Here is a 19,171-nt window from a genome sequence, read left to right as displayed (position 1 = left end):
TCATGCAATAACCCAATATACGAGAGCCGCTGTCAGAGTGTCCGACAACGGCCTATAAAGACATAGTAGATTATGTGGGAATGGTCAGGCTGGATTTCAAGACCAGGGGTAGATAATGCAGTAATTAATTCCATTACTGCGCAACTCGTGCTTTAGCTTTTCTGCGGCGCGTTTGTTTTCGAACGGTCCAAGCTGCACAACATATAGAACGCCGTTTGAACCTTCTTTACGAATTACATCTGAGGGCTGTCCCGTGGTAAAGGCTATCTTTGCTTTCAGTTCTTCGGCTCTTTGACGAGAACGCAAAGACGCACATTGGAGCTTACGTTTTTTCGGATCAGAGACTTCGTAGCCGCCGTTAACTTCAACTTTTTTCTCCGGAAGGGTGGTCCAGAACGCAAGTTCCTCTTCAGGTTTTTCCGGAAGTGGATCTTCTTCTTGTTGCGATTTTTGCTGAGCCTGTTGCTGAACCTGAGCAATTTGTGATTCGATAGACTGACCCTGTTCCGCCAGCGGTCCCGGATTTTCATCAATAAAATTAAGAAAATAAACACCACCACCGACGATAGCCAGTAAAGCTACAAGCTTAAGGCGAAATCCCCAATCGACAGGCGCACGCTTTTTCGCCGCTGTTTTTTTGCGATACGGGTTACTTTTCTTTTTTGGACGAGTCTTGGAAATATAGTCTTTGTGAGCCATTGTGTTTCGAACTTGATCTTACCTTGATCCTAAGGCCAATTTTATCGAACCTGTTTCGAATGTACAGCACTATTCTTGGCTATTTCAAAGCGGTCAAAATTTCTACCAACTCATATCCTGAGGATCGATATCCACATGCCAACGAACCTTATTCTTATCTGCATGTTGCTCAGCATAATGAATAAAGCGATTAGTGGTTTTATGAAGACTCTGACGATCTTTACCAAGGATAGTCAGGTGATAACGAAATTTTCCCGCCTTTTTCTCCATTGGCGCAGCTACCGGTCCGCACATAGCACAATCGCTATCTGTTATTTGTGCGGTGATATCGCGAAGAAATTGCTCCGGCAAATATCCATGATTGGCTTCAGCTCTTATTAGTGCTTGAAAGGTAAAAGGCGGCATCATCGCCTGCTGTCTTTCCATCAATGCAAATCGGGCAAAATGTTCATAGCCGTTATTAATTAAGTCCTGAAGCAAAGGGTGCTGGGGGTAATGGGTCTGAATCAATACATGGCCTGGCTTGCTGGCTCGCCCGGCTCTACCAGCGACCTGAACCAGTAATTGCGCCATTTTCTCAGGTGCCCGAAAATCATAACTAAAGAGTGCGCCATCGACATCCAGCATCACCACTAAGGTCACATTCGGAAAATGATGGCCCTTGGCCAACATCTGGGTACCAACCAGAATTTGGTATTCATTATTAGCAATGGCTTCCAGGTGCTTCTCCAGCTCTCCCTTTCTGCGTGTACTATCTCTGTCGATTCGCACGGAATTAAATTGCGGAAACAATTCTTCTAGTCGCTGTTCCAGTTGTTCCGTCCCTTGCCCCAGAGGTTTTATCCGCACACTGCCACAATTTTGACATTGGCGCTCGACTCGCTTTTGATTGCCACAATGGTGGCAGACCAACAATTGTTGATTGTGATGGAAGGTAAATGGCCGGTTGCAGCGCTGGCATTCACTAATCCAATGACATTCCTGACAGGAAATCGCCGGAGCAAAACCACGACGATTCAAAAACAGTAAAACCTGCTCGCCTTTTTCCAGCGTTGCCTGCATGGCTTTTTGCACCTGCGCCGATAAACCATAGACCAATGGCTGAGTGGAAACATCCACCAACTGCATGGTAGCCAACTTACTACTGCCTGGTCGCTGGGTTAACTGATGATAATGATAACGCTGGGCCTTGGCATTGTGTAAAGATTCCAATGAAGGCGTGGCACTGCCGAGGATAACCGGCAACTGTTGTTGCTGTGCTCGCAATATCGCCAAATCACGGCAGTGATAACGAAATCCTTCCTGTTGTTTTAATGAGGCATCATGTTCTTCATCAACAATAATCAGACCAAGGTTTGGCATTGGCGTGAATACACCGGAGCGAGTCGCTAAAACAATCGCCGCACTACCTAGCCGGGCCGACTGCCAAGTTTGCAAGCGCTCACCATCATTTAAACCACTATGATGTAACATGATCGGAACATTAAAGCGTTGCTCAAAACGATGCAGAGTTTGAGGGGTTAAGCCGATTTCCGGAACTATCACCAGCACCTGCTGGTTTTGCTCCAATACCTTTTCCATGACCTGTAAATACACTTCGGTTTTGCCGCTGCCAGTAATACCGTCGATTAAATGACAGGAAAACTGGTTCAGATGTTGAGTAATCTGACTGACAACAAGCGCCTGCTCTGTGGTCAATTGCAGTCGGTTTTCAGTCGCGACAACATTTTCATCGAATTGAAATACGTTATTGGGTAATCGCGACTCAACTAATAATTGCCGGTTAATCAGAGCGTTTAATTGCGATTTAGTAAATCCGGACAAGCGAATCTGGGGCCAGGTCATCGCCCCTTGTTTTTGCAGCAAAGAGAATAATGCTTTTTGCTTGATAGCCGTTTTAGCAATGCTTGCCAGCTTTTCCTGCAGTTGTTCAGGCGATAACTGCGGATCAACTTGCCAACATAAGGGTTGGCGCAAATCGATTTCATTGGTCTGGCGAAGCAATACCGGAAGTGCCTGGGAAAATACATCACCAACGGGGTGATGGTAATAGCGGGCACAGATCAGTAAAAATTTAACCTGTTGGGCGTTCAGATGGCTCTCTGCCGGCAATATCCCCTGAACATCTTTAATTTTCTCTGCATCAAGCTCACAGTCTGCCTGTTCTGATAAAACTACCCCTATCAGCGAGCGATTACCAAAAGGTACCAGAACTCTGGCGCCAACCTCAATACTTTGCTCCTGCAGACGCTCGGGCAAACGATAGGTAAAGGTCTGACGCATGGGTACAGGTATCGCAATATTAAAAAAGCGCGGCATTTGACTCAAAAACTGTCCTTAAGTTACTCAGCAGATATGAACAACTGTCCCTGTTGGGGTAGGTTTACAATGTCTGTTATTCTGACCCGATTGTTCAGAATTGGCAATCATCGGATGTGGCCCATTGCAGGTGGTCTCAGTTTGCCTAACGCGAAAAAAACCTACTAATTCCTGCCTGGTTATCGACAAAGTGAATTACAGGGCTAAAATTGGCTATTTTTTAACGTTTTTAGTTGATCGCGGCGAGATGATCCCGTATTATTCGCCCCCTTATTGATAACTCGTATGGTATCTGGCACTGGATCAGATGGCGATACGGCCTTAAAACAGAGGTTTTCCATGAAAGACGGTATTCACCCAAATTACACTGCTATCAAGGCAACTTGTTCTTGTGGCAACGTAATCGAAACTCGCTCAACGTTGGGCAAAGATATTCACCTGGACGTTTGTTCTGAGTGTCACCCATTCTACACTGGTAAGCAGAAAGCTGCTGAGACCGGTGGTCGTGTTGACAAGTTCAACAAACGTTTTGGTATGTTGGGCAAAAAATAATTGCCGAACAGCAAAACCGAAAAAAGCGCCTGATGGCGCTTTTTTTTGTATTCGCAGCCACTAATTTCACATTCTATTTACAAACCCTTGTACCTTATCCTTACCACGTTATACTGTGAAATAGTTAAAGTCGGAGATTTCCATGGAATACAACACCTCAGAATTATGTAACCTGTACACTGACATGGTCGATGTATTAGAGCCAATGCTGAGTAATTATGGTGGCCGCAGTTCCTTTGGAGGCCAGGTGGTGACGGTAAAGTGTTTTGAAGCTAATGGCCTTATCACCCAAATCGTTGAAAGTGACGGTACCGGTAAAGTCCTGGTGGTTGATGGCGGCGGCTCTTCTCGTCGTGCCTTGATTGATGCCTATATTGCCGATGCGGCAGCGAAAAACAATTGGGAAGGCATTATTTGTTACGGTAGTGTCCGTGATGTCGATGCATTAGAAGAGATTGACATTGGCATTCAGGCGATTATATCAATCCCGGTTGGTGCTACCGATAATGAGGATGGCGAAACCGACGTAGCGGTAAATTTTGCAGGTGTAACTATCTTACCGGAAGATCACATCTATGCCGACAACACTGGCATTGTCCTTTCCCCGGATCCTCTGGATATTGAATAAGTATTGAAATAAATTAACCAACAAAAAGGGAAGCTTAGCTTCCCTTTTTGTCATAATATTCTAATATTCGGGCAATCAAAGCTGAATGATCTTATAGCCTTTATCCTCTAACTGCTTTAGAACGCCTTCATCACCAACCAGGTGTAAAGCGCCGACTAAAACAAATTCCACTTCTTTGGTGCTGAAATAACCCTCAATGTCATCCATCCAGTTGTTATTTCTGTCAACGATTAGCGACTGATAAGATTGTGGGAACTTCTGTTTCCAATCCTTAGTACCTAAATTATATAGAGCATCACTATCACCGGTGCGCCATGCAGTTTTCATTTCGGTCATCATGTCGCCAATTTTGCTGATATCGTCGAGAGTGTAATTAATGAACTCATCCTCATAGCCTTTACCTAGCGCCGCTAAGAAATCCAACTGTTCTTCCGGTAACTCAAGAAATGCAAAAGATTTGTTATCCGCCTGACCACGTTGGGTATAGAACAAATCCACACCAGCACCGAAAATACCTAAACGTTGTAATTCCAACATGCTCAAGGTAACCGATAACATCGAGGGCTTAAGCACTTTCAGGTTATCAACCGGAAGGTTACGCTCAGCCATATATGCATCAAGACGTTTAACGGTTTCAGGCTTTAAATCGTCCGCATAAGTGCCGCCACCGGTATACATCATTTTCTCCATCATCGCCTGTTGAAACTGAGGTGTACCCGTCGCACTCATATCCATTTCAAAAACCAGTATCTGAGATTGGTCGTATGCCTTATCAAATTCTTCCGGTAGGGGATAATCACTTTGTGCCAGTACATGCACAGTGCCACCTAAATAAACAGTTTGCCCGTCTTTGGTAACCTGCCAAACCGACGATTTGGCCGATGCAAACAAAGCAACTAGCGACAGAGAAATCGCGACACTGAACTTCCATAAATTAGACATGCTTTTTCCTTTTCAATGAATAACCAGAATTGGTTTTGATGTTCGAATATCGGTGTGAACTTCATTTATTGTAAAACAGTTTTGTGAAACATTGATAACGATATCATGGCGTTATGGAAAAATATATCAGATAGTCAGTATCGCTCGCAGTGCAAATGCCCAGTTAGAATCGGTTTCCTTAAGGTTGGCTGTTTTTTTCAGCCATTGCAGATCCGGAGTCAGTGAAAAGTTTGGAGACAGTTGGATACGACATATTAAACCAGTCTAGCTGAAAGATAACCGGGAAATTACCCTGACCTATATCAATGAAAACCTTAAAAGTTAACATTTTGTTACGTTTAGCGTGAGTAGTTGTTAATCCAGTAGAATTATCCAATCGTAAAGGAGAGGTACGCAGCGTAACGACCTTGCATCTAACGGACGTGAGGCCAGGGTCAAAATCTGTTGGAGAAAGGTTCTTCATCAGGCGCTAAATAAATTATTAACGACCATAGGAAAAAACCATGAAAACGTTATTGAAAGTCCCTGCCCTCGCATTTTTGTTTCTGTTCTCTGCAATGACATTAGCCGGCGGCGGTTATAGCAAAGACTCAAAAGACATTGTCGACGTCGCCGCCAGCAACGATGATTTTTCGACCCTGGTGGCTGCTGTTCAGGCTGCTGGTTTAGTCGACACATTGAAAGGCGACGGACCTTTCACCGTGTTTGCTCCGACTAACGAAGCGTTCGCGAAATTACCAGAAGGTACCGTGGACAGCTTATTGTTGCCGGAAAACAAAGATAAATTAGTCGCCATCCTGACATATCATGTGGTACCGGGTAAAGTGTTGGCTGCAGATGTGGTGGATTTAAACTCTGCAACAACGGTGCAAGGCGGTGATATTGCCATTAAAGCTGATTCAGGCGGGGTAATGGTTGATGGTGCTAACGTTGTAGCGACCGATATTGAGGCCTCAAACGGTGTGATCCATGTGATCGACACCGTAATTATGCCTCAGGAATAATTTCTGGATTCTCTAATCCGCATCAATGCGGAGTAGAATGACAAAACGGCCGCCAGGCCGTTTTGTCATTGTCTTTTTAACGATACGTTTCGTTACTTGCGAAAATCGATACCCGTCTGCGCGGCAAAGTATGCAAACATGGTGTATACCGCAGTATTCTGGCGTAAATCATCAGGATTTACCTTATCTAAGGTATCATTCATGGTGTGGTGTATATCAAAATACCTGGAACCATCCGGAGCAAATCGAGCTGCAGGAACACCTTGCTGGGTCACCAGACTCATATCGGATTGACCCTGAGCATTATTCACCGGGTTGAAGGATACGCCAAGAGGCGCCAGAACCTGAGCAAACTCCCGAGCTCCTGCTAGAGCTTCAGCGCCTACGCCGGTTTTAAATTCGTAAATACGACCCAGGCCAAAATCCCATTCTGCACCAATCACGTGATTTTTAAGATTATCCTGATGCACGTTTACATACTCTCTGGCACCGAGAAGGCCAACTTCCTCACCAGCGAAAAGAATCACTCGAATCGTACGTTTTGGACGTTCAGAAAGCTTAGAAATATGCGACGTCGCCGCCATCATCATTGCCATACCTAAACCATCATCTACCGCGCCAGTTCCAACATCCCAGCTATCCAGGTGAGCGCCAAGAGCAACGATTTGCTCCGGATATTCAGAGCCAGTGATTTCTCCGATCACATTCGCACCTTTAACAGTCACTCTTTCATTACGTACCGCAGTCACCTTCAGGAAAAATTCTACCGGTTTATTACGCTTAAACTGATTTACCAGCATATCTGCATCTGGATTGGATAAGGCTACAGCGGCGATACGTTTAACACCGTCTTTATAACGAGTTATGCCAGTGTGTCCGGTACGGTTATCGTCGGTACCCACCGAACGCATCATAAAGGCTACTGCGCCTTTTTCAGCCGCAACCTGGGCTCCTAATACCCGCGCGCCAACCGCTTTACCATAGCCTTTGCCACTGATATGACGCTCCATGCGGTAAGCGACAAACGCAATTTTACCTTCCAGACTTCCTGGTTCAGCGGCCTTTAGGGCATCAAAATTTTCAAAGTGGACAACTTCTGCCTGAATCCCTTTTTCGCCAGTGCCTACACTCTCACCTAACGCAATAGCTACGACAGGTTGCGGAAACGGTGCGATTACTTTGGCTTCAACGTCACCACGAACCCACTGGTAATGGGTCACTTCTTCGGTCCAGACTTTATCGAAGCCCAGATCTTTCATCTTTTGTACCGACCAGGCAATGGCACGTTTGTCACCCTCAGTACCTATCATTCGCGCACCAACTTCTGTTGTCAGTGATTCTAAAATTTCATAGGAAAGGCCAGATTCTAAAGTAGTCTCTTTCAACGCTTGTAATTGCTGTAATTCTGCTTCATTGAGAAACTCGGCACGAGCAACAAATGTACTCAATGCGAAAATTGCCAGTGCGGCAATACGAGGCATGCGGTTAAACATAAGGTTCCTTATACTTCTTCGAACGTATTCATCAGCGGCTGAGGTTGCGATTTACGCGGACGAATAGTGGGTTTGGATTTTGCTTTCCTTGATGTTTTTACATCACGTAAAGCAATTAAACATGGCGTTAGGATTAACGTTAACAGAGTAGCAAATGCTAAACCACCAGCTACTGCAGTGGCTAGCTGCGCCCACCATTGAGTCGATGGTGCGCCAAAACTGATTTCTCGGGTAATGAAGTCGATATTCATCTGCAATACCATAGGCATCAAGCCGAGAATCGTAGTGATGGTGGTTAACAATACCGGACGTAAACGCTGAGCACCGGTTCTGAGGATTGCTTCTTTGGCTTTTAAGCCTTGTTTGCGCAACACATTATAAGTGTCGATTAGCACGATATTATTGTTTACCACTATACCAGCCAGAGAAATGACGCCAAGGCCAGACATTACCGTGCCAAACGGCTTACCCGTTAAATAAAGCGCAAAGAACACACCAACGGTTGAGAACAGTACGGCGGAGAGAATTAAGAAGGCCTGATAAAAACTATTAAATTGAGTAACAAGAATAATTGCCATCACAAACAGTGCAACCATAAAAGCATTGCCTAAAAATTGTTGCGATTCCATTTGTTCTTCATTTTGTCCTTTCACCTGCATGCTTACCTGAAACCAATCAATATCAGAGTTTTCCATTTTCTTTTGCAATTTTGGCAATTCTTTCACCAATTGTGCTCCGGGTTTTAAATCCGCCTGCACAATCACCACCCGTTTTGAATCGACACGGCGAATGGTATCAACTTTCTGAGCAGCCTGACGTTCAACGAAGTTGGTTACCGGCACCAGACCATCAAAGGTTTTTAATCGCAAATCATCAAGGCGGGCTATATTGCGCTTTTCCAACGGAAAACGAACCCGAATATCTAACTCATCATCAACATCATCAGGACGATACTCGCCAAGCTTTAAACCATTGGTAACCATCTGTACCGAAGTACCTACCAAAGTAGCATCGGCACTAAAGGTTGCTGCAAGCGCCCTATCTACTTTTAACTGCCATTCAATACCAGGTTTCGAGGAAGCGTCTTCGATGTTGGTGAAATTACCATTTGCTTCAAGTAGTCTTCGTGCAGTGCGAACAGTCTCCTGCAATAACTCTGGGTTTTTGGAGGCAAATTCAATTTTTAAATCTTTACCCTGCTGCGGCCCCATTTGATCTTTGCGAACCTCAACCTCTACGCCCGCATAATCAGCAAAACGCTGTTGTAAATCCGTAACAATCTCGTCAGCCGTTCTGCGTTTTTGCCAGTTTCTGAGGTTAATCCGGAATGTACCCACCAAATCATTACCACCAGTGCGCGTATACAAAGATTCAATATCATCAAGGTCTAGCGTGCGACGTTCAATCTCACGCATGATTTCATCCTTCTCATGAATCGATAAATCACCATAAGAGCGAACCGTCATGTTCATGCCATCAGGTTCAACGTCTGGGAAGTACTCCATACCAAGGTCTGAATTGTAGTAGCTAAACCCCACGGCGGTCGAAAAGATAAGGGTTACAACCAGGATTAGGAAAGGATGGGCAATTGCTTTATTTAATACCCTTACGTACTTGCCCTGAAGCCCAGGAAGAGTATTTAAATCCCCCGTCTCCGCCTGCAACATACGTTGTTTGGTTACTTCGCTTACCTCCCGGCTTTTACCAAACAGTGCGCCCATGGTCGGTACAAACACTAGTGCCATTAACAGTGAAGCGGATAACACCGCAATCAAAGTAATGGGCATGTATTTCATAAATTCGCCAGTAGTATCGGGCCAAAACAGTAACGGTGCAAAGGCCGCCAGTGTCGTTGCCGTTGAAGCAATAATAGGCCAGGCCATACGTTTCGCCGCATGCGCATAAGCCTGCTTTTTCTCCATGCCTTCGCTCATTTCCCGGTCGGCAAATTCGGTGACAACAATTGCTCCATCGACCAGCATACCAACAGCCATTATCAACGCGAAAAGCACAACGATGTTAACCGTCAGGCCGAATACGGCGAGTACCATGATGCCAGTTAGGAACGAGCCTGGTATCGACAGCCCGACCAATAACGCGGTTCTTGCACCGAGAGTGGCAATAATGACAATTACGACTAAAAGAACTGCGGAGATAACATTGTTTTGCAGGTCGGTAAGCATGTCCTTAACGAACTTAGATTGATCACCGACATAGTCAACGCGAATGTGTTTTGGCCATAGCACTCGTTCTTTTTCAATGAGCGCTTTCACATTTTCGACTGTTTCAATAATGTTTTGGCCTGGGCGTTTCTTTACTTCAATAGAAATCGCTCTTTGCCCGTTCAGACGGGCAAATGATGTAGGATCTTTATATGAGCGGCGCACGGCAGCAACATCCTGAAAACGGATAACCCGATCGCCCTCAACCTTCACTGGCAATTCATAAAGATCTTTTACCGATTCGAAAACCGAAGGAACTTTTATCGCAAATCGACCTCGGCCGGTATCCATGGTTCCGGCAGGCACCAGGCGGTTGTTGCGCGATACCAGATTAAAAATATCATTCTGATCCAGACCATAGCTTTCCATCAACAATGGGTCGACGATGATTTCCAGCATATCCTCACGATCACCACCAATATCCACCTCGAGTACCTGCGGCATGGCGGCTATCTTATCCTGCATATCCCGGGCAATAGTAATTAATCCGCGCTCAGATACCGGCCCCGATAAAAACACTATTACCGCTGGTTGCTGGTTCGCCATGGTCACTTCCTGTACCACAGGCTCCTCGGTTTCATCGGGCAATTTCGCTTTCGCCAGGGTTACTTTGTCGCGAACGTCTGCCAGTGCTTCTTTAGGATCTAAGCCGGCGACAAATTCTAAGGTGACACTGGCATACCCCTCGCTGGCGTTAGAACGCATCTCGTCAACACCTTCAATGGATTTCAGTTCATTTTCCATTGGCCGAACTAACATGCGTTCAGCATCTTCCGGTGAAATGCCATCGTGGATCATCGAAACATAAATAACCGGAATGGTTATATCTGGGTTAGATTCTTTGGGAATAGAATAGTAAGTGGCTCCGCCGGCGAGAAGCAGTAGGATAAAAATTAACACGACGGAGCGAGTGCGAAATAATGCGGCATCGATTAATGCGAGCATATATTAGGGCTCCACTGGAGCAGAAGTAACTGCCTGCACTTTATCGCCAGGGCGAACAAAGCCCTGACCAAGAGTGATGATTTGCACGGTGTCATCTAATCCAGTTAACCAGACTCCGTCTTGTTCACTTTTTACCATCTGAATTGGCGTAAATTTAACAATATCGTCTTCAACCGTTTTCACCCCAATATTGCCCACTTCATCCAGTGTTAGGATCGCAGGCGATACTTTAATCGCATTGACTTCCTGCAACGGCAGCTCTACTTCGGAACTGATACCGGCGCGATAACGATAATTGGGATTAGCGATAGCAATTTCAGCTTTAAAGGTATTGGTTTGCTCATTAGCGACACTGGCAAGATAACGTAGGGTACCGGTTAAATCACGATGGGCAAGCAAATGAATATTGGCACTTTGTCGCTCGCGAACCCGGACAATCTGATTCTCAGTTAAATGCGCTCGAATAACTAATGGGTCTAAATCCGCAATCATTGCGATTTCATCACCAGGGCTTAAGTAATCTCCAACCTCTACCATGCGTTCGTTTAACACCCCGGAAAATGGTGCAACCACTGTGGTATTTTCAATATCGGTCTCGGTCTGAGCTAATAAAGCTTTGGCATCGGTGACATCAGAAAGTTTTTGCGCCAACGCTGATTCGCCCTGAAAGCCACCACTGAATAACTTTTTAGTGCCGTAATAATCGATTCGGCGTTGTTTGAGTAAGGTCTGGTAGTGCTCAAGTTTTGCAGGCAAATCATTTAACGCTATCTTGGCAATAACATCGCCTTTGTTAACGTAACTACCACGTTCGGCAAACACTTCGGTTATCGCGCCTTTAACCTGAGCTCTTAAGGTAACGATTCGATCTGGCTCAGTACGACCATATAGTTGAATGGTGTTGATGATTGGCTGGCTTTGAAAGGTTTCAACTTTTACCTGCGGCAGCGGTAATTCTTCTACGCCTGGCTCTTCATCGCTTGATGTCTTGAAAATAAAACCACTAGCCAGCCACAGTATCAGCACGACACTGATAACAATAGCAATGATATAAGGGCTTTTGGTGTCGCCCGAGTGATCGGGTGTATTGGCTTGCATCCAAGGCCTTGCAAAAAAACGTTTTTACAAGTGTAAAAAATTCTGCCTGAATAAGCATCAATTTTTTGTAAATCGACGCTTAATCATAAACGTTAGGGGAATTACCGGGAAGTTAGATGGAAAATGATGAACCACAACCGCAGGTTGTTTCGGCGTTCGGGTTATCAACCAGGAAACGAGAACCTTCCAGACCTTCGACGTAATCTACAGTACCACCAACAAGATATTGCAGGCTCATTGGGTCAACGACCATAGTTACGCCCTGCTTCTCAATGGTCATATCACCGTCGTTAACTTTTTCATCAAAGGTAAAGCCATACTGGAAGCCCGAGCAACCGCCACCGGTTACATAAACACGCAGTTTTAACTCAGGATTTTCTTCTTCGCTGATCAATACTTTAACTTTACTGGCAGCAGCATCGCTGAATTGAATTGGCATCTCTGGAGTTGACATAAATCTCTACTTGCTTAGCATCTGAAAAAAGGTAATTGCCAGGCTGTACACCTAGCGAGCGCAAATTATCTTAAACCCGACAAGTTTAATCAAGTATTAGCGCACATTTACAACAATTTCATAACGATTTTGCAATTTTGCACTAAAAAAGCCGGGCTTTATGTTGAAATAAGATTGATTGCTATTGTCCAACGGACGTTTCCGGTTCTGGCCAAGGGTAGGATTCTTCCAGACGACGGTATTTCTGCGAACCTTTAGCGGGGAGAATTGCCGCAACTTGAATCTTCTCAGGAACAAAGTCTTTAGGAAGATTGAAATCGCCTTCAATCACCTGAAAATAACGGAAATTAAACGAACGTTTTTTACTGTCGAGCTCGGAAACACTGGCCAGCTTTATGGTCGCCGGGCGATTATTTAAGCTGCCGACAAACTCCACTTCGATATGGCCAGACGCGAAGCGTTTTGATTTGAGCTGCTGAACCAATACGACTTTCAAACGATAGTGATTTTCACTGGCGCTTGCTGCTACCGAGACTTCATCGATAACAAAACCCTGCGCCTGTTTCTCTGGCGCCATGATTTTTTCATAGAAGGCTAACTGTTTTTTCAGTTCAAACTGCTGTTTTTCAAATTCATTAAGATTTGCCAACGCTTCCTGGTTGGCAAGTCGCTCAATCTCCAGCTCGACATTAAGAATGTTTATTTTGCTTTGTTGTTCATCATTCAGACGATACAGACGTTCTAATCGCTCATTTTGGGTAGCGATAATCTTTTCTTGATGACTCTGATAGAAATTGCCAATTCGATACCCAATCTGGCTGATAATCAGAAGTGTGATGAGGGTAAAAATCCAGAGTTTAAAAGCGCCAAACCTCTGGTGCAGCCCTGCTAAAGTTATTTTTTTTAACCAGTTCATTATTAACGTATTTCTACTGCACTTATGTTAAACTGCTTTGCATTGGTTAGAAACAAACTATCACAGAAACCTACTCTGAGGGAAGAATGGCATTAGCCAATTTAAGAATAAAACTCGCTAAACCTGAGCCATCCTGGCAGCTGTGTTTATTAGCGGTATTAGGTGCTACCACTGCGGCCATCTTTATTATTCTTTTTCGTCTGGCGTTTGAATCAATTCAGTTATTATTTCTGCAAAGCGCTGATGATTACACTAGCTTAACAGATATCGAGCGCTTAATAACACCGATAATTGCCACCTTAGGGATCCTGTTTGTCGCCTGGATTACCGGCTTTCAATATACCCGTAGTGGTATTCCATTTGTTATCCATCGTCTGAAAACCGCCTATGGCGCTATTCCATTTCTCAATACCATCAATCAATTTTTCGGTAGTATTTTTGCTCTGGCCGGTGGTTTTTCCGTTGGCCGTGAAGGCCCGGCAGTTCATATTGGCGCAGCCTGTACAACACTTTTGGCGAAACGTTTTTCCTTACCTCAAAATTCGATGCGAACTCTCTGTGCCTGTGGCGTTGCTGCAGGTATTTCCGCGAGTTTCAATACGCCGTTGGCAGCAGTTATTTTTGTGATGGAGGTGATACTGCGAGAGTACAAACTACATATGTTCGTACCCGTAATCCTTGCGTCCATCATTGGCTCATTAATGACCCATGCGGCGTTTGGTTCTTACCATGAATATGAATTTTTCTCTTATCTGGTCATTGATTATTCTCATTACCCCTGGCTGATCTTGTTTGGTATTGGTTTGGGGTTTCTTGCCAAAGCATTTAATGTCGGCATGCTTACCGTGATTCGAGTCAGCCAAAACCATCACATGATAGTGAGGCTATTGGTCGCGGCATTAATTATGGGTACTATGGGCTTTTGGGTACCTGAGAGTATGGGTTCGGGTTTGAGTGCCATCGATCTGATCCTTGAAGAAGAAATGTTCTTTACCCTGATCTTAAGCCTGTTAATTGCCAAGATGCTGGCAACCATAGGCGTACTTGGGCTTGGTATTCCTGGTGGTATTATCGGCCCTACGCTCGGCATAGGCGCCATTGCCGGGGCCTTAATGGCACTATTTGTCAGCTTGTTTTTCGACAACATGACCTTTGCCGGTGATTACGCCTTGCTAGGTATGGCGGGAATGCTGGCGGCAACTTTGAATGCACCTTTAGCGGCATTATTGGCAATTATTGAGCTCGCGGATCAACTGCAATTAGCTCTGCCGGCTATGGTGGTCATCACATCCGCCTATCTGACGTCGAGCCAGTTTCTGAAAAACCGTTCGATTTTCCTACAACAGCTTGAGTTCCAAAACTTAAGCTATCAGCCTTCACCCGTTGAAAATATCCTGCAAAAATATGGTGTTCTCGCCTATATGGAAGATAAATATGTGGTGGTGAAAGATACCGAGGAAGATAATCTGTCAGAAATTATTCGCGCCACCCCAGGCGATGAGCAAATCATTGTTCATTTTCCTGCGGATGAAGACAGCCCGGAGCAATTTAAATTAGTGCAATATGATTTAAATCTGCATCCGTTAGAACATGAAGGGCCATCCTACCACCTTACGCCAATGCCGGCAGTAGACAGTCAGGCAACCTTATCGGAAGCCTATTTCGCCTTGGTTGAAAAACGTCAGGGCGCGGTTTATGTCTATCACAAGGACGAAGATAATATCATTGGTATCGTTTCTTTTGATAAGATCCGCGGGTTGTTAACCAAAGGAGCGATTTAACGTGAGTTGGTATCTTACCATCAAAGCCCTACATATCATTTTTATGGTTGCCTGGTTTGCAGGCATTTTTTATTTACCGCGAATTTTCGTGTATCACGCAGAAAGCGATAGCAGCGAGGTGCGCGCCCAGCTGGCAATTATGGCGAAACGCCTGTTGTACTTTATTACTCCCTTTGCCATTCTGACCTTAATGTTTGGTATCGCTCTTATCGCCATGCAGGGCATGGATTGGTTTCGATTGTCTATCTGGCTGCACATTAAAATGTTGCTGGTACTTATCCTTTACGTATACCACGGTTACTGTTTTGTGTTGCTGAAGCGTTTTCAAAACGACAACAACCAGCGCACCGGATTGTATTACCGGATATTTAATGAAGTTCCGGTGTTGTTTTTGTTCGCAATCATACTGTTAGCGGTTATCAAACCTTTTTATGGTTAGGTGTCGTTAGAATTACAATATTCAGCGGAAATATGCTAAAGTTGCGCGCAGATTTTGCCCTGAACCCTCACGGTTACTAACACAGTATTAGGCACAGTATCAGGTACAGTATCAGGTACAGTATCTAATACAGTGACTTGGCCGCGAGCTTGACCGGGCACCAACTAGATTCAGGTTTTGCGATATGATGCAATTTCAAGGTAGCCACATTCTGTCCGTGGCTCAGTTCGATCGAGAGTCCGTGTGCCGCATTCTCGACGTTGCCAAATTAATGATCCCCTACGCCAGCAGGCAAAAACGCTGTCATGTTTTAGAAGGCGCAATCTTAAACAATCTGTTTTTCGAACCTTCAACCCGTACCCGGGTTTCATTTGGTACTGCCTTTCAGTTGCTTGGCGGATTCGTTCATGAAACCGTCGGCCAGGAAAGCTCGAGCCTATCCAAAGGCGAAAGCCTGTTCGATACCGCAAGAGTGATTTCCGGATATGCTGACGTTATTGCCATGCGCCACCCAGACATGTATTCAGTCGGCGAATTTGCCGAAGGCTCTACAGTGCCGGTAATTAATGGCGGTGACGGTGCCAATGAACACCCTACCCAGGCACTACTCGACCTATTCACCATCGAAGCTGAGATGACTCGTTACGGAAAGGGTATTGATGACTTGAATATCGTTTTGATGGGTGATCTGAAACATGGTCGTACCGTACACTCCCTGTCTAAACTATTAAGTCTTTATAAGAATCTCAACGTCACTTTGCTCTCACCAGAAGCCTTGCAAATGCCATCATCGGTTGTCGATGTGCTAGAAAATGCCGGGCACAAAATAACCATCACCGATAGCATGGCCGGTAATCTGGAAAGTGATGTGGTATATCAGACGCGAATTCAGCAGGAACGCTTCGCCAGCAAGGAAGAAGCTGACCAGTATCGCGGTCATTTTAGTCTGAACAAACGTGTGTACGAGCAGTACTGTAAAGACCATACGGTTATCATGCATCCGCTGCCACGGGATTCCCGTCCAGAAGCAAATGAACTGGACGTTGATTTAAATGATCACAACAATCTCGCCATATTCCGCCAGGCACAAAACGGTGTATTGGTTCGCATGGCGTTGTTTGCCCTGACCCTTGGGGTTGACGAAATTCTTCACAAACACGAAAAACCGGTGACCTGGTTTTCCAACAAACAAATAAGTGAGTAAGTATGTCTCATTCTGAACAATTATTTGAGCAAGCTCAGGAAACCATTCCAGGTGGAGTGAACTCTCCGGTTCGTGCTTTCAAAAGCGTTGGCGGTACACCTTGTTTTATTAAGCATGCCGATGGTCCATATATTTATGATGCCGACGATAACAAATACATTGATTATGTCGGTTCCTGGGGACCGATGATCCTTGGTCACAACCACCCGAAGATTCGTGAAGCGGTGATCAGCACCGCGCAAAATGGCTTGAGCTTCGGGGCACCAACCGAATTAGAAATCACCATGGCGGAAAAAGTGCGTGAGTTAGTACCATCAATGGAAAAACTGCGCATGGTTAGCTCAGGTACAGAAGCGACCATGAGTGCTATCCGCTTAGCCCGTGGTTACACCGGTCGCGATAAAATCTTAAAGTTTGAAGGTTGCTACCACGGCCATGCCGACTCGCTTCTAGTTAAAGCGGGGTCTGGAGCCTTAACACTTGGTGTTCCAAATTCTCCGGGCATCCCAGAGGATTTTGCCAAACATACCTTAACGGTAACCTTCAACGATTTGGATTCAGTGAAAGAAATCTTTACCGAATATGGCGATGAAATTGCCTGTATCATTGTTGAACCAGTAGCTGGCAACATGAACTGTATTCCACCACAACCTGGCTTCCTTGAAGGCCTGCGTTCGATTTGTGATGAGTACAAATCGGTACTGATCCTTGACGAAGTCATGACAGGTTTTCGCGTATCGTTAGGTGGTGCGCAAGAGTATTACAACATCAAGCCAGATTTAACCACACTTGGTAAAGTTATTGGTGGCGGTATGCCGGTTGGCGCTTTTGGCGGTAAGGCTGAGATTATGGATTACATCGCGCCAGTAGGCCCGGTATACCAGGCAGGCACCTTATCAGGTAACCCAATCGCTATGGCGGCAGGTTTAACGGCGCTTAATCTTTTAAGTGAGAAAGACCATCACACCCAATTAGCGGCGAATACCAAACGCCTTGCGGAAGGCTTGAAGCAAGCTGCAGATGAAGTTGGTATTCCGATGGCGATTAACTACGTCGGTGCCATGTTTGGTTTCTTCTTTACCGAACAGGAAAAAGTGACTTCTTTTGCTCAAGCTACAGCTTGCGACGGTGACCGTTTCAATCGCTTCTTCCACTTAATGTTGGAAGAAGGTGTATACCTGGCACCAAGTGCTTTTGAAGCTGGCTTCCTGTCCACCGCTCATTCCGACGAAGATATTGATGCAACGATAGCTGCGGCTAAACGCTGTTTAGAAAAGCTGTAAATAACTCGTATTTACGTCTATACACGGAAAAGGCCTGTTCTTTGATAAGAACAGGCCTTTTTGTTGAATCATTAAAAAATCTCGAAAGTAGAAAATTCAGGTTTCGTAGTCTTTTTCTCTCTCTTCTATTGGTGGTTTACTGGCGAAGATTAGCGACAGCCGATTAACGGCTTTTAGAGATCTTGCCAACACAATGACCCCTTTTCCAAGCCAACGATTTTGCTTGTAGCCCGCCGCGTCCAAGTAGTTGAACAGACGTTGATAATACCCATGAAAACCCAGATGGCGACGAAATAGCGATTTAAACTTTACCATTACGCCCCAGTGCCCACTGAGATAACCACGCCAGTTTTGTGAAAGATGATCCTGCTCACCGCGTCGGATTTTTACCAAGGTTTTATTTAAAAAGTGCTGACTATATCCTTCCTTGGCTAAGCGCATGGACAACTCCCAGTCCTCGGTTTGTCGAAACCTTGGATCAAAGCCTCCGGTTTGCCTGAAAACATGGGTTTTCATCATCACACTTTGGAACATAACCTGAGCCGAGTGCACTAAATCCGCCACCGTTAATTGGCTTGGCTTGTCGTTATATTCTGCATCGGGCCTGTTCTCACCGAAAATACAACAGCCGGTATGAAGCAGGTCGACATCGGGATGTTTTTCCATGTAGTTATATTGCAACTCCAGCTTTTCAGGATGCCAGATATCATCGCTATCAATAAACGCGATATATTCGCCTTTTGCCAAATTTACACCAATATTGCGGGCTTCGGAAACCCCATGGTTTTCCGGTAAATCAATGATGGTTGCTACGTTTTCGTATTGCTCCAGAAATTCTGATGAGTCGCCTCCCGAACCATCATTAACAATGATGATTTCCCGTGGCGGCATTGACTGGCCAAGCACGGACTGCATGGTCTGATCGAACACCGATTGTCGCTGATAAAACGGGATAATTACGCTGACATTTATAGTCACCTTTAACTCCTTATTGTTATTGTCAATATCTTCCATGAATGCGCACGGTTAGAGCCAGGGCAGGACGTCGAATTTAGCGTTAGGCGAATATCGAATTTGTTCTCGATTGTGGAGGTGCCTAAACACCTTGCGAACCCCAATGGTGCCGTTAGAAGTTTGTTTCGAACGAGCACTTAGCAATGTCCATGTTTTGCAAAGAAAATCTACGTGTAAA

At 45.1% G+C, this 19,171-nt stretch carries 16 protein-coding genes; 7 read left to right on the top strand and 9 right to left on the bottom strand.

What is annotated here, in order from left to right:
- Positions 1-96: 96 nt before the first annotated feature.
- Both FNC98_RS01665 and priA read right to left on the bottom strand, forming a co-directional pair.
- The gene (locus tag FNC98_RS01665; protein WP_143579629.1) at positions 97-699 is read right to left on the bottom strand and encodes an SPOR domain-containing protein; all 603 of its coding nucleotides are present in this window, start codon (positions 697-699) and stop codon (positions 97-99) included.
- Positions 700-801: 102 nt separating this feature from the next.
- Positions 802-3,018 carry a primosomal protein N' gene (gene priA / locus FNC98_RS01660; protein ID WP_144035415.1) on the bottom strand — a complete coding sequence of 739 codons (2,217 nt, stop codon included), beginning with the start codon at positions 3,016-3,018 and terminating at the stop codon, positions 802-804.
- A gap of 339 nt (positions 3,019-3,357) precedes the next feature.
- Here priA and rpmE point away from each other — a divergent pair, with 339 nt between their 5' ends.
- On the top strand, positions 3,358-3,570 hold the full coding sequence (rpmE, locus tag FNC98_RS01655) for a 50S ribosomal protein L31 (protein WP_143579628.1): 213 nt from the start codon (positions 3,358-3,360) through the stop codon (positions 3,568-3,570).
- 142 nt (positions 3,571-3,712) lie between these two features.
- A complete protein-coding gene (gene rraA / locus FNC98_RS01650; protein ID WP_143579627.1) occupies positions 3,713-4,198 on the top strand; it encodes a ribonuclease E activity regulator RraA in 486 nt (161 codons plus the stop codon).
- A gap of 75 nt (positions 4,199-4,273) precedes the next feature.
- On the opposite strand, the gene FNC98_RS01645 is transcribed toward rraA, so the two are convergent.
- Positions 4,274-5,140: a TraB/GumN family protein gene (locus tag FNC98_RS01645; RefSeq protein WP_143579626.1), complete on the bottom strand. Its 867-nt coding sequence runs from the start codon at positions 5,138-5,140 to the stop codon at positions 4,274-4,276.
- 503 nt (positions 5,141-5,643) lie between these two features.
- On the opposite strand from FNC98_RS01645, the gene FNC98_RS01635 reads away from it, so the two are divergent.
- Entirely contained in the window at positions 5,644-6,144 is a 501-nt protein-coding gene (locus tag FNC98_RS01635) for a fasciclin domain-containing protein (RefSeq protein ID WP_143579625.1), read from the top strand.
- A gap of 92 nt (positions 6,145-6,236) precedes the next feature.
- On the opposite strand, the gene FNC98_RS01630 is transcribed toward FNC98_RS01635, so the two are convergent.
- From FNC98_RS01630 to FNC98_RS01610, 5 genes are all read right to left on the bottom strand, one after another.
- Positions 6,237-7,637, bottom strand: a complete 1,401-nt coding sequence (locus FNC98_RS01630) for a M20/M25/M40 family metallo-hydrolase (protein ID WP_143579624.1) — start codon at positions 7,635-7,637, stop codon at positions 6,237-6,239.
- An 8-nt stretch (positions 7,638-7,645) separates the two neighbouring features.
- Positions 7,646-10,804 carry an efflux RND transporter permease subunit gene (locus FNC98_RS01625; protein ID WP_143579623.1) on the bottom strand — a complete coding sequence of 1,053 codons (3,159 nt, stop codon included), beginning with the start codon at positions 10,802-10,804 and terminating at the stop codon, positions 7,646-7,648.
- A gap of 3 nt (positions 10,805-10,807) precedes the next feature.
- A complete protein-coding gene (locus FNC98_RS01620; RefSeq protein ID WP_143579622.1) occupies positions 10,808-11,902 on the bottom strand; it encodes an efflux RND transporter periplasmic adaptor subunit in 1,095 nt (364 codons plus the stop codon).
- Between the two features lie 112 nt (positions 11,903-12,014).
- Positions 12,015-12,356: an iron-sulfur cluster insertion protein ErpA gene (erpA, locus tag FNC98_RS01615; RefSeq protein WP_143579621.1), complete on the bottom strand. Its 342-nt coding sequence runs from the start codon at positions 12,354-12,356 to the stop codon at positions 12,015-12,017.
- Between the two features lie 181 nt (positions 12,357-12,537).
- Positions 12,538-13,272 carry a DUF6776 family protein gene (locus tag FNC98_RS01610; protein WP_143579620.1) on the bottom strand — a complete coding sequence of 245 codons (735 nt, stop codon included), beginning with the start codon at positions 13,270-13,272 and terminating at the stop codon, positions 12,538-12,540.
- 86 nt (positions 13,273-13,358) lie between these two features.
- Here FNC98_RS01610 and FNC98_RS01605 point away from each other — a divergent pair, with 86 nt between their 5' ends.
- The 4 genes from FNC98_RS01605 (at position 13,359) to hemL (ending at position 17,979) form a co-directional block, all read left to right on the top strand.
- On the top strand, positions 13,359-15,053 hold the full coding sequence (locus tag FNC98_RS01605) for a chloride channel protein (protein ID WP_143579619.1): 1,695 nt from the start codon (positions 13,359-13,361) through the stop codon (positions 15,051-15,053).
- 1 nt (position 15,054) lies between these two features.
- Positions 15,055-15,492 (top strand): CopD family protein, encoded by a 438-nt coding sequence (locus tag FNC98_RS01600; RefSeq protein WP_143579618.1) that lies wholly within the window; start codon positions 15,055-15,057, stop codon positions 15,490-15,492.
- A 184-nt stretch (positions 15,493-15,676) separates the two neighbouring features.
- Entirely contained in the window at positions 15,677-16,696 is a 1,020-nt protein-coding gene (locus tag FNC98_RS01595; RefSeq protein ID WP_185968028.1) for an aspartate carbamoyltransferase, read from the top strand.
- A 2-nt stretch (positions 16,697-16,698) separates the two neighbouring features.
- Positions 16,699-17,979 carry a glutamate-1-semialdehyde 2,1-aminomutase gene (gene hemL / locus FNC98_RS01590; protein WP_143579617.1) on the top strand — a complete coding sequence of 427 codons (1,281 nt, stop codon included), beginning with the start codon at positions 16,699-16,701 and terminating at the stop codon, positions 17,977-17,979.
- Positions 17,980-18,075: 96 nt separating this feature from the next.
- Here the strand turns inward: hemL and FNC98_RS01585 are convergent, their stop codons facing one another.
- Positions 18,076-18,957: a glycosyltransferase family 2 protein gene (locus tag FNC98_RS01585; protein WP_185968027.1), complete on the bottom strand. Its 882-nt coding sequence runs from the start codon at positions 18,955-18,957 to the stop codon at positions 18,076-18,078.
- Positions 18,958-19,171: the final 214 nt, after the last annotated feature.

It is taken from the genome of Thalassotalea sp. PS06 (assembly GCF_007197775.1).
GTDB lineage: Bacteria > Pseudomonadota > Gammaproteobacteria > Enterobacterales > Alteromonadaceae > Thalassotalea_A.
Note: the sequence above shows the minus strand (reverse complement) of the source record. Positions and strands in the feature narration are given on the sequence as shown.